At 35.5% G+C, this 13,001-nt stretch carries 6 protein-coding genes; 4 read left to right on the forward strand and 2 right to left on the reverse strand.

Features of this window, described 5'->3' with window-relative positions:
* Positions 1-12: 12 nt before the first annotated feature.
* Positions 13-3,528: a S8 family peptidase gene (locus M0R38_02500; protein ID MCK9480614.1), complete on the reverse strand. Its 3,516-nt coding sequence runs from the start codon at positions 3,526-3,528 to the stop codon at positions 13-15.
* Positions 3,529-3,612: 84 nt separating this feature from the next.
* Positions 3,613-5,205 (reverse strand): peptide chain release factor 3, encoded by a 1,593-nt coding sequence (locus M0R38_02505; protein ID MCK9480615.1) that lies wholly within the window; start codon positions 5,203-5,205, stop codon positions 3,613-3,615.
* A gap of 467 nt (positions 5,206-5,672) precedes the next feature.
* On the opposite strand from M0R38_02505, the gene M0R38_02510 reads away from it, so the two are divergent.
* The 4 genes from M0R38_02510 to cyoE all read left to right on the forward strand — a co-directional run bounded on the left by M0R38_02510 (position 5,673) and on the right by cyoE (position 13,001).
* Positions 5,673-7,175 (forward strand): cytochrome c oxidase subunit II, encoded by a 1,503-nt coding sequence (locus M0R38_02510; GenBank protein MCK9480616.1) that lies wholly within the window; start codon positions 5,673-5,675, stop codon positions 7,173-7,175.
* A 29-nt stretch (positions 7,176-7,204) separates the two neighbouring features.
* On the forward strand, positions 7,205-9,118 hold the full coding sequence (locus M0R38_02515; protein ID MCK9480617.1) for a cbb3-type cytochrome c oxidase subunit I: 1,914 nt from the start codon (positions 7,205-7,207) through the stop codon (positions 9,116-9,118).
* Between the two features lie 227 nt (positions 9,119-9,345).
* Positions 9,346-12,000 (forward strand): OmpA family protein, encoded by a 2,655-nt coding sequence (locus M0R38_02520; GenBank protein ID MCK9480618.1) that lies wholly within the window; start codon positions 9,346-9,348, stop codon positions 11,998-12,000.
* A gap of 95 nt (positions 12,001-12,095) precedes the next feature.
* Entirely contained in the window at positions 12,096-13,001 is a 906-nt protein-coding gene (gene cyoE, locus M0R38_02525) for a heme o synthase (protein MCK9480619.1), read from the forward strand.

A 13,001-nucleotide genomic window follows, 5' to 3' on the forward strand; every position in this document is an offset into this window, starting at 1 on the left:
TTCGCACAAAGTCTATTGCTTCAAAAGTTTGAATCTGTGGACTCCGGCTTCATCTTCTACTTCAATACAATAGATTCCTGTTGCAAACTCTTGCATTGATACTTGCGTCCGGTTTTGTTCAATCACTTGAATAGTTTTGCCTGTGAAATCCTTGATTGTAATCCTTTGTATGGTATTTGGAGAATTGATGTGGAACTGGCTCTCCACCGGATTCGGGTAGATGCTGATTTGTTTGTTTTGTGAATGGAAAATTACAGTTGCAATTTGTGAGAATACATCATTGTTATTCCAATCGGTCTGCTTGAGTCTGTAATATTGAATTCCTTGAAGAGGCGTGTAGTCTTTAAACTCATAATCCAAAGTGATATAGGAATTTCCGGCACCTTTTACTTTTCCAATTTCAAACCATTGGATTAAGTCTATTGTTTTTAAAACTGTGAATAAATGGTTGTTCATTTCACTTGCAGTTTGCCATTGCAACAAAACATAATTCTCACGTGGTAAAGCATTAAAGTTAAGCAGTTCAATAGGCAAGGCAATGCAACCAATGTTCACAGTCGTAGTGTCTGCATTTTTACAACCATTGTTAGGGAAGGTTACTGTAAGATAGATTGTTTTCGTGCCGGGTAAGGTAGGATAAACCCATTGTGCAGTTGGATTGTCGAGATCAAGTCCAATCATAGTGTCTGTTTCGGCTTCTTCAAAAATCCATTCGTAGTTCAAACTTACAGTACCATGAGGATAGCTAAATTCCACTGTATCTTTACATACTGTTAATGGATTCACGGCAATAGTTGGTTTTTGCGGAATTGAATCCACAGTAATGGAAACAGTATTGGTGTATCCTAAATTTCCGCAGGCATTATAAAATGAATTGCGATAAGTATTAGTCACCAGACTTGAATCAATGTTGTAGATGGTAAGATTTGCTGATGTTGCACCGGGAATATTATTCCAAGTAACACCTCCATCCGAACTTATTTGCCATTGATAATTAATAGTAGGAGTACCGTTGAAGGTTGGAGTAAAAGAAATAGATGAGAATCTACATCCTGTTTGGTCGGTTGGCTGAGTATTGACTGAAGCAGGTATCGGGGTTGCTGATGGTGTAAAAGATTGTGCCCAACTTCTGATACTTTCAATGCTATCTTTGTCTATAATAGCAATTGCAAACCAATATGTTTGCCCATTGGTTAAGCCGGTTACTAAATACGAAGTATCTGTAGTTTTTGCAATTTCGGTCATTTCCTCTCCAATTAATTGAAATATTTTAAATGTGTCAGTTGCAACAGTTGGATTCCAATGAAGATAAACTTGTCCGGAACAAGTGATGCCCGAAACTCCTGTATTTAACGGGTTGGGTTTAATTGTGAAAACATTGTTGTTGGTTGAACTCATGCCCCCTGTAGTGCTCACCCTTATTAATGCTTGTCGTGTGGTAAGTGTAGGAGATGCACTATTCCATGTATAATATCTGGTAGTATTGGGAAGCCCACTTACGAGAGTGCTCCAGGTGCTTCCGCTGTCATCTGAAAACTCTAAAGAAATTGTTCCTGATAAATCAAAACCATCCCAAGCTATTATCTGAGCAGAAGCTGCATCTTTGGGTGGTAACCATTTTTCACCTCCGAAAGGATAGGTAAGTTCTAAGTATGGTTCTGTTTCTATCCAAGTAAGGGAAAATGGTATTTTGCCGGAAGGAATAGTAGTGCCTAAAACAACCACTTTGTAATCACCGGCTACAACATTTGAGACAACTACCTGCTCATTATTATTTAAAGTGTCAATCTTTTGGGTTGCAGAGACAGCAGGATTTGTATAATCCGGTACTAAAGGTCTTATGGTGTCTAAGTTGGGGTCAATAATGAATATGTCTAAATCATTGATTAAGGCGAAGTTTGTAGCCAAAGGTGTAGGTTCTTCTGCCCAAGCTAAAAGAAACTTTATTTCTTTTGTTTTCGATAGTGCGGAAATTGTTACCAATGTGTCAACACAAGAATCTTGGTGTGCAACACTGTCAATAAGGTATTGGTTGTTCTCTATCACCTTGGCAGCTTTATATGCATCAATCCTGCCAAATCCATATATAAAGTCGGGACCTGTATTCCCAAGATCCTTCGCTGTATTTAATAAGATCGCTTTGATTGTGTGTGAGTCAGGGTCCTTGTTAGAATTAAGATTTCTATAATGTTCATATAAAAGAGTAGCTGCACCAGCCGCATTTGGCGAACTGAATGATGTGCCCGAAGCACTTGCGTAATTATTTGATGTAGCAGAACTGTATATGCTTACACCTCTGTCAACCACGTCAGGTTTAATTCTTCCATCAAGTGTTGGTCCATAAGAATGATTTGTGCTGTTGCCATCAATCGCATCGACCGACCCGACTGTAAGTCCATTCTTGGAAGATTGTAAACCTTCAAAAACTGTTCTATACCCGCCTGCAATGCAATTATTTGCTCTGTGATTGCCTGAAGCAAAAGTTTGCAATAAAGAAGGGTGCATTACCGCGAGTGTGTCAAAATAATAACTGACAATGTCATAATCACCTCTATTTGTACATGTCATGTCATTTCCAATGAAATATGAATGATTGGCAACAACCATATTGAATGTGCTAGCACCTGAGTCTATATCTCCAATAACAGATGCTTGAATTTCCCATGAATATATGTCTGCTTTGTTTGCATTTCCCATTGCATAAGGATTGCGATTCCCGGTTCCTGCAAATAAGCCTGCCACTTCTGTTGCATGATCTAAAATGGTACTGCCTTTTACTATGTGTAATCTGTAGGCAAAATCAATATGATTAAAAACCAAACCATCAAAAATGCCGATCGCGACTCCGTTTCCACTTAAGCCTCTTTGACCTGTTAATTGTGACTTTAGGATATTTGTTCTGTGTAAAGAGAGCGAAGGAATGTCAAGTGGTTTAGCTTCCATGTTTTTTTCTTCTATCCATATCACATAAGGTAATTGTGCAAGGCTGAAGACTTGCTCTCTCTTTATATTGATTGTATAAATACCAAAACTCACTTCTGTAATGATGGCGCCTGCAATCTCATGTTTGAGATGTTCTGTACACTGTTTAATATTAGAATTCTTGTAGAATGAGACGAAGAAATTCGCACGTTCCGAAGTAAATTGATTAATGCCGTTTCTTAATTTTAAATCAGGTGTTTGGATAAAGAAGCTTCTAACAAATTCTAGATTTCTTATCTGAGCATAGTTATCCAAAGGAACTGTTATAGAATATGCATTGTTTTTGATGTAATCTCCTAATACAATACCCAATGTTGTTAATCTATGTCTTTGTGCTTTATTGGGTATTTCATAAAATTGGAGAAACCCATATACGGTATTGCTATTTGTGGCAGATTGTAATTCAAGTTGAGGAACAATTCCTCTGTTTTCTATTGGAGTAAAAGTGCTGTTTTTGAAAAATACATTATAATTCTTTATTTGGGCATTCAAAGGAATTTGAATAGCCATCATCATCACAATGATTAATGACATTGTTCTCTTCATAATGTATTGCAAAAATATACAGATTGGTATATGTAATCGAAATATTTAATTTAATACATCAGTCTAGCAAAGAAGCTAGTGAAGTCAGCCATCCTTAAATTCAGAAGTAAAATGAAACTGAATGTCGGGATTGGTTTCAATAGCAGTATTTAATACCCAAGCGGTATCAGCCAAGAAAACTAAGTTGTGATCTTTGTCTGAAACAATATTTTTTGCTTTAAACTTAATAAACTCGTTTATTTTACTTTTATCTCCTGTAATCCAACAAGCTTTGTAGAAAGAACGTGCTTCAAAACGACACTTTGCACCGTATTCATGTTCTAATCTGTATAAAATGACTTCAAATTGTAATTCGCCCACTGTGCCTATAAATTTTCTGTTACCTGGTTCTTGTCTAAACAACTGTGCAACACCTTCATCCGTGAGTTGTTCAATACCTTTTTCGAGTTGTTTGGATTTCATAGGATCAAGGTTAATTAGTTCTTTGAAAATCTCAGGCGAAAAACTCGGTATTCCTTTGTAAATCATTTTCTCGCCTTCAGTGATAGTGTCTCCAATCTTAAAATTCCCGGTATCATATAAGCCAACAACATCTCCCGGGAATGCACTTTCAACCAAACTCTTACTTTCCGCCATAAAAGTTACGGGATTAGAAAATTTCATTTCCTTGTCTAATCTTACATGATAATAGAAAGTGTTCCTGTCAAACTTGCCTGAAACAATACGGAGGAATGCAATTCTGTCTCTGTGTCTGGGATCTATGTTTGCATGAATTTTAAAAACAAAACCGCTTAATTTAGGCTCATTAGGGCTTACTAGTCTTAAAGAGGTTTCGCGTGGTTTAGGTCTGGGTGCAATTTCAATAAATTTATCAAGCATTTCTTGGATACCAAAACTGTTCAATGCTGAACCAAAAAACACCGGAGCAAGTTTACCGGATAAATATGCTGCGATATCAAATTCACCATAGATGCCTTCAATGAGTTCATTGTCTTCTCTTAGTTTTTCAGCTTCCTTAGCTCCAATCAAATTGTCTAGTTCTGAAGAATAAAGGTCGTTGAGTACAGCCACTTCTTTGCCGATTTTTGTTTTTGCTGTTTCAGTAAATCTAAAACTGCCGTCATATAATTTATATACACCTTTAAAGGTTGCTCCTATTCCAATAGGCCAGCTAAGCGGACGAACTTTAATTGAAAGTTTTTGTTCTAATTCATCTAATAGTTCATAAGGGTCTCGACCTTCGCGGTCTAACTTGTTGATAAAAACAATTACAGGAGTGTCTCTCATACGACATACTTCCATAAGTTTCTCCGTTTGTTCTTCAACCCCTTTAACGCAGTCAATAACAAGAATGACACTATCTACCGCAGTAAGTGTTCTAAATGTATCCTCAGCAAAATCCTTGTGACCGGGTGTGTCCAAAATATTAATGAGTTTGTTCTTGTAATTGAAAGTCATAACCGAGGTTGCAACACTAATCCCTCTTTGCTTTTCAATCTCCATAAAATCGGATGTGGCAGTTTTTTTAATTTTATTTGACTTAACAGCACCGGCAGTTTGAATGGCACCACCAAATAAAAGTAGTTTTTCAGTCAGTGTTGTTTTTCCGGCATCCGGGTGACTTATGATGGCAAATGTCTTACGCTTGTCTATTTCTTTCTCGATTATAGTAGTCATCTTTGTTTTTTATTTTTTCTTTTTAGTACAACTAAGTATAATGCCAACGCACTCAAGAATCCGATTGTAGCAAAAAGTAAAATCCTGGGTTTGTGTGTAGGTTGTATGACACTAAGCGAATCTTGTTGTGCAAATTGCAGTGAGTTAGGTTCAAAAGACCATTGCAACACAAGTGCTATAGATAATGTCAATACGATAATTAGTATATGAAATTGAGGAGTTTTCATTGGGTTGGCAAATGTATAACGAAATTAAATTGCAGTTCTTGATTTTATGAAGAGTAAGAAAGGTCGAAAGAAACATAATCGTAAAAAAAAGTTTAACTATGCTTTTATTATGTCTGTTCTTGCAAATCGTTGATACTAACAGATGTTAGGTTGGTTTTATTTTTGGAAAAAGTTTGCGTAAATAAAAATAAGGATAAATTTGCGCACGAAAATCACATTATAAAAGTCAATAATAGCGAAATGAATTCTACTTTAAAAAAGACCATATTCAAGGCATTAGTTGCTGTTGTATTTTTGTCAATTGCTTATTTTGCAAAACCAGTTTTTTCTCATCAAATCCTGCCATTTGAAACGCATCAAGCATCATGGTTTGGAGTTGGAGGAGGAGAATATACTCCTTATGAAGCTGTAACTCCATACGATACGGTTAGAACTCAGGTTTTATGGATGATTTTTATTGCCTTTGTTTTATTAATTGTTGTTATTGCATTTGTTTTTGATATCGCACATTTCACATATAAAATAACAGGCAAGAAGGTTGCAGATATTAATAAGGTAAGTGCATGGATTTGTATCATTATCTTGGTTGTTGGGGTTTATTTTGCATTCTGGGAACTATTTGCTCAGGGTAAATATGCCAAAGTAGGCAATCCAAGTGCTGCACATGGTGTTGCATTAGATAACATGTTCATGTTTACTTTTGTATTAACCTTCGCAGTTTTTATTCTTACTGAGATTTTATTGTTTGTTTTTCCATTCTTGTATAGGACTAAAGAAGGCAGAAAAGCATACTACTATCCTGAAAACAATAAACTTGAAATCTTCTGGACTGCTGTTCCTTTCATAATATTGGTTATAATGGCATTTAGAGGAAATGCAGCATGGAAAGAAATTACCTATAACCCCGAAGCTAAAAATGCTGATGAAATAGAAGTTTTTGCATATCAGTTTGGTTGGTCTGCACGCTACCCAGGTCAAGATGGAAAGTTTGGCGCAGCAAGTTTTAATTATATCTCAGGTACTAACCCTTTAGGTTTAGCAGTAAAATCAGAGGTTGCGAAGTTTACGGAAGAGTTAAAGAAGGATACAGCTGATTGTAATAAAAAGATTGCGAATGTTTCTGTTTATTTATCTGAACTTAATAGCCAATTAATTGAATATCAAAATAAAGCAGACTTTAAGGGAGTAAAAGACACAGAAAAAGAAATAGAAAATGTGAAGTGTGGTAAATATGTTGATGAGTTAAAATTAACGTTACGCAGAAGAACAAAACAATTAGAGAGAATGGCTTTGTTAGAATCTGATAAGGACCAATACGCTAAAACATTTAATGGAGATGCAAACGATGATTTGGTGGTGAAAGAAATTGTTATTCAAAAAGGGAAGGCTGTAAGATTCAAATTCCGTTCTAGAGATGTTATTCATTCAGCATTTGCTCCGGATTTTAGACTACAAATGAATACTGTACCAGGTATGAGTACATATTTTGTTTTTGTTCCAACTAAAACCACCGCAGAAGCCAGAGCAGAAAAAGGCGATGAAGAATTCAATTATTATATTTATTGTAACAAGGTCTGTGGTCAAGCACATTTTAATATGAAGATTAAAATTACTGTTGTTGAAACAGAAGCAGAATATAAAGAGTGGATAGGTAAACAAAAACCTTCTTTTGCAGAAACTCAAATAACTAATTCTGCGAGCATGATTGCAGTTACCGATTCTCACAAAGCAAATAATCTTTAATTTATCATAATTATAAATACTTAAGTATAATGAGTCATACAGCACATATAGAAACAGAAGGTCATAGCCACCATGAACATGGCAAACAGAGCTTTATAAGCAAGTATATTTTTAGTTTGGATCACAAAATGATTTCACGTCAATATCTAATCACAGGTATGATTATGGGATGTATTGGTGGTTTTATGTCTGTCTTGTTCAGATTACAATTAGCTTGGCCAGGACACTCGTTTACCATTGTAGAAATGTTGCTTGGTAAGTGGGGTAAAGGCGGAGTTATTGACCCGAACTTCTTCCTAGCATTAGTTACTATTCATGGTACAATCATGGTGTTCTTTGTACTTACCGGTGGGTTAAGCGGCACCTATAGTAATCTGTTAATTCCGTTACAAATTGGAGCTAGAGATATGGCATCTCCATTTTTAAATATGCTTGGCGTTTGGTTCTTTATCGCTTCTGCAATAGTATTGGTTTGTTCATTTTTTGTTGAAACTGGTCCTGCCGGTGGTGGATGGACTGTTTATCCTCCTTTGTCAGCACTAGACAAAGCAATTCCTGGTTCGGGTATGGGAATGACTTTGTGGTTGTTTTCAATTGTCTTGTTTATAATTTCATCTTTATTAGGTGGCATTAATTATATTTCAACTATTCTAAACATGAGAACTAAAGGTATGTCCATGAATCGTATGCCTTTAACAGTTTGGAGTTTCTTTTTTGCTGCTATTGTAGGATTGCTTTCTTTCCCTGTATTGTTAGGTGCAGGATTATTTTTAATTTTTGATAGAATGTTAGGAACCTCATTCTATTTGTCGGATATTTATCTTAATGGTGTTGGAGCTTTAGATAATGTTGGAGGTAGCCCTATCTTATATCAACATTTATTTTGGTTTTTAGGACATCCAGAGGTTTATATTATTATTCTACCTGCTTTTGGGATTGTATCAGAAATTATATCAAACAATGCACGTAAACCTATATTTGGATATACTGCAATGATTATTTCCATGTTTAGTATTTCTTTCTTGTCTTTCCTTGTATGGGGACACCACATGTTTGTTACAGGTATGAATCCGTTTTTAGGTACTATTTTTATGGCTATTAGCTTGATTATCGCTGTGCCATCATCCGTAAAGACATTTAATTATCTTACGACATTGTGGAAAGGTAATATAAGATTTACACCAGGTATGTTATTCTCAATTGGCATGGTTTCATTATTTATTTCCGGAGGTGTTACAGGGATGTTCTTAGGAAATGCTGCTGTAGATATTACACTGCACGATACTTATTTTGTAATTGGACATTTCCACCTTGTAATGGGTGCGGCTGCAATATTTGCGATGTTTGGTGGAGTCTATCATTGGTTTCCAAAAATGTTTGGACGTATGATGAATAACACATTGGGACATTTTCATTTTTGGCTTACCTTCATAGGCGCTTATGTAGTATTTTACCCTATGCACTTTTTAGGTGTTGCCGGAGTGCCTCGTAGATATTATGAGTTCACATTAATCCCTGAATTCGGGGTTTGGATGGATGTGAATATTGTGATGACACTTGGAGCTATTTTAGGAGTTGGAGCACAGTTACTTTTCATTTATAACTTTGTTAGAAGTATTTATTGGGGGGAAAAAGCTACTCAGAATCCTTGGAATGCGAATGGACTTGAATGGACAACACCTGTTGAACATATTCATGGTAATTGGCCAGGTCCACTTCCTGTTGTATATAGAGGTGCTTATGAATATAGTGTACCCGGAAGAGAGTCTGATTTCTGGCCCCAAAATGAACCTGATGATAGTGATTTAGTTGAAGCTAATTATCAACCTGTTACATCTCACACACCTGATACTGAAACTCCTTCAGTTATTGATGAGACTCCAACTGCAAACAAAGTATTATTTTCTTCTTTTGCACGCTTGTTCGGTTTGGTTAAAGCATAATTATAGAACCCTATTTAGAAAGCCTTAGAAGATCTCTAAGGCTTTTTTTATTTTCAATTTCCCGCATAACGTACGCTTAGCTACACTCTCGTAATATTTTTGATAAGCTGTGTTATTCATGCCGTTGAATATTAAGGTTTTGCATTTGTATTATTTTTTTTACTAAAACGCTTGTTAAAAGATGAAAATAACTATTATTGCGACCTAATAATTAGTTAACTAACAGTATGAAAAATAAATTACAAAAAATCAGCAACAGATTATTCCTGATGTCTGTATTTATGATGCTATGTAATTCGTTGTATTCTCAAATGTCGTATGAAGAATATAAAGCGACTTACAAACCCAATTACAAAACCATTACTCCTGATATGAAGCTTGTGAAAACAATTAATGATTCAAAGCCTAGTGTAGGAGCAGCAGCAATCGAGATTTTATTAGAGAATATTGATAAAAACTCAAGTGATCAGGACTCTAAATTGAAAATTGTTGCAATTTTAACAAGTTGTAAGCGTGACGTGGTTGCGAATATTTTAAAAGAACTTTCAACCGAGAATGCAATAAAGGCACTAAATATTGTAAAAGATGAATGGGTGAGAGAAGTAATGTGGTTCGTTGATGTAACAACATATCATAATTTAGCTTCTAGTTTAGCGGCTATCAAAAATTTCAAAGTCAATGATGGCGCATTCGGGCAAAAATCAGATAAGTGGATGCCTGTTTATGCAGGTCTTGGTTATGATCTTTCTATAGGAGGATATCAGGCATTTAATGATTATATAGAAGTTTACAACGCGGGGACAACTAAAAAAGATGGGAAAGGAAATCTTTTGACATTGTCCACTCCGTTAAATAAAATGAGTAAAACAAATGGTATAGATATATTTGGTGCTTTCTATAAAACAGGCAAAAGAATAATCGAGATTCAATTGCAAAGTAGAAAAGCAGTTTCTACGGGTGGTGGTACCGACTGGTCTAGGACATACAGCTTTGGTTCAAATGCACTTAATTTGTTAATTTTAAAACCAAGTGCACATACATATAAACCTGTCATAACTTATTCAGGCTGGGGTTTTCATGGAGCTTTTGCTAATGTAAGAGGTAAGATTGACGTAGCGAATTCTGAAGGTGTGCCACATCAAGGAAAGTTAGGTGGAGGTACTTCTGCCGGATTTAGCTATAACTTAGGGATGTTTATTAACCCAAGTAAAAAATGGCCAGTAATGATTGGTTTACGAGCTTATGCACAATTTAATTTAATGCTTTATGATGTTAGTTATCTGAATGCCACTAATCCTCAAGCAAGTACTCCAAAGACTGTAAAATCAATGAATAATCTTTATGGATTACAGTTTCAAGCTATTTATAAGTTCCCTCAAAGAACACCTTCTCATGTATATCCAACATTCCAAGAGGAAATAGTTGCTAAAATGGATAAGCATATTAACACAGTATATAGTGAGATTAATCCGGTCATTTCACCCGATGGGAAAACTCTTTATTTTATTAGATCTGATCACCCTTTAAATAATGTTGGTGCTTATTCTTCTCAAGATATTTGGGTAGCTGATATTAGTAATGGAATAGAAAACGCTTCTGCGGAGCATTTAACAGATCCTTTTAATACTCGCACATATAATAGTATTGCAGGTGTGAGTCCCGATGAAAATACCATGATGATTAAAGGTTTCTTTAAGAATGGAGAGTATGTTAAAAAAGGATATTCTTTCATCTATAGAACTATTGACGGTTGGTCTAAACCGGAAGGGATTACTATTAAAGATTATGAAAACATGTCTAAGGGTAACTATGTTGCTGCATATTGGACTCAAGATGGTAAACATTTAATTTTAGGTTTTTCTGAAAGTTCAACAGATGATAACGAGAAATTATATGTATCTCATTTGCAAAAGGATGGAACATGGTCAAGACCTATTAATTTAGGACCCAAAATCAACACTTCAGGAGATGACGTTCACTCTCCGTTTATGGCATCTGATGGAAAAACCCTTTATTTCTCTTCAAACAGAAAAGGAGGACTTGGAAGTAATGATATTTGGATTTCAAAGAGATTGGATGATACTTGGACAAATTGGTCTGAGCCGGAGAACTTAGGTGATGGTGTAAATACACCTAAATGGGATGCATATTATTCAATTGATGCATCAGGAAAATATGCTTATATGGCAAGTTCTGAAAACTCAGTTGGCTTAACTGATATTGTTAGAATAACACTTAAAGAGGATGTTCAACCGGATCCTGTTGTATTGATTCGAGGAAAAGTGTTGAATGAAAAAACTAATGAACCCATTGGAGCCACTATTGTTTATAATGGAATTGAAGATGGCGTGAATTATGGTGTTGCACGTACGAATCCCAAAACAGGTGAATATAAAGTTGTATTACCTTATGGTAAGAACTACGATATTACAGCAAGCGCTGCAGGTTTCATTGGTGTTTCGGAAAATTTAGATTTTAGAAAAGTCGGAGACTATCAAGAAATTGAGAAGAACCTTTATCTTGTTCCTATTGAAGTAGGTGCTACTGTTAGGTTGAATAATATTTTCTTTGAGTTTGGTTCTGCTAATTTACAATCTGAATCATTTACAGAGTTAGATAGAGTAGTGAAGTTCATGCAGGATAACCAAACTGTAAAAATTGAACTTTCTGGTCATACTGACAATGTTGGAAGCGATGCTTCTAATAATAAATTGTCACAAGATCGTGTGAATTCTGTGAAAAAATATTTGGTTGACAAAGGTATTAATGAAAGTAGAATGACTGCCAAAGGATATGGAAAAACTAAGCCAGTTGCTACTAATGATACAGAAGAAGGAAGACAACAAAATCGAAGGGTTGAGTTTAGCATCATAGAGAAATAACATATCAAAAATAGAATTTTTGAAAGGCAGTGTTTTTTAACACTGCCTTTTATTTTGTTTCCATTTTTGGATTAATTTCGCAAGCACTTTACGCCTTGGACAATCAGCCTGAAATATCACAAACAAACATTGTAGCACTAAGAGCCGGAATCAAGGATTATCTAATGTTAGGTAAATTTCGTTTGTCAATGCTTGTCGCTATTACTGCATGTATTGGATATATTGTTGGCGTGTTTAAGCATCCTGAAGTTGCGGAATTTAGCATTTTATCATTGCTTTTGCTCCTTGTTGGTGGCTTTCTTTTGTCTGCTTCTTCAAACGCATTAAATCAAGTTATTGAAAGAGATTCTGATAGGTTGATGTCAAGGACACAAAATAGACCGCTTGTTACCAACGTGTTGTCTGTGAATGAAGCCTTAGTTTTTGCTTTTATTACTGCAGTGCTAAGCATTTTCATTCTTGGTATTACTTTTAATGCAACAGTTGCTTTTTTAGGTTTAGGTTCACTTGTAATATATGCATTTGTGTACACTCCTCTAAAAAAGGTGAGCCCTGTATGTGCATTTGTTGGGGCATTTCCCGGTGCAGCCCCGCCAATGTTAGGGTTTATTGGCGCAACAGGTGAAATTACTTTTATTGCTTTAGTGATTTTTGCGATACAATTTTTTTGGCAATTTATTCATTTTTGGAGTTTGGCTTGGTTACTTCATGAAGATTATTTAAAGGCTGGCTACTTTATGCTTCCTTCTCGACAAGGAAAAAGTAAAAGAAGTGCTTTTCAAATATGGTGGTATGCTTTATTAATGACACTTACAAGTGCAATACCTTTTATTGTTGGCTTTAGTGGTCCGTTCTATTTGCTTGTTGCAATGATATGCGGAGGGCTTGTGATGTGGTATGCACTACAACTTTATAAAACACTGGAAAACAAAGAAGCAAAAAAAGTAATGTTGTCAAGCTATATGCACATTGTTTTTGTTTTGCTCGCTCTTTTAATGTAA

It is taken from the genome of Bacteroidia bacterium, assembly GCA_023228875.1.
GTDB lineage: Bacteria > Bacteroidota > Bacteroidia > NS11-12g > UBA955 > JALOAG01.

What these genes read in the sequence shown, in the direction of transcription:
- M0R38_02500 (MCK9480614.1), bottom strand. Translation starts at nt 3,528, where the DNA reads ATGAAGAGAACAATGTCATTAATCATTGTGATGATGATGGCTATTCAA.
- M0R38_02520 (MCK9480618.1), top strand. Translation starts at nt 9,346, where the DNA reads ATGAAAAATAAATTACAAAAAATCAGCAACAGATTATTCCTGATGTCT.
- M0R38_02510 (MCK9480616.1), top strand. Translation starts at nt 5,673, where the DNA reads ATGAATTCTACTTTAAAAAAGACCATATTCAAGGCATTAGTTGCTGTT.
- M0R38_02505 (MCK9480615.1), bottom strand. Translation starts at nt 5,205, where the DNA reads ATGACTACTATAATCGAGAAAGAAATAGACAAGCGTAAGACATTTGCC.
- M0R38_02515 (MCK9480617.1), top strand. Translation starts at nt 7,205, where the DNA reads ATGAGTCATACAGCACATATAGAAACAGAAGGTCATAGCCACCATGAA.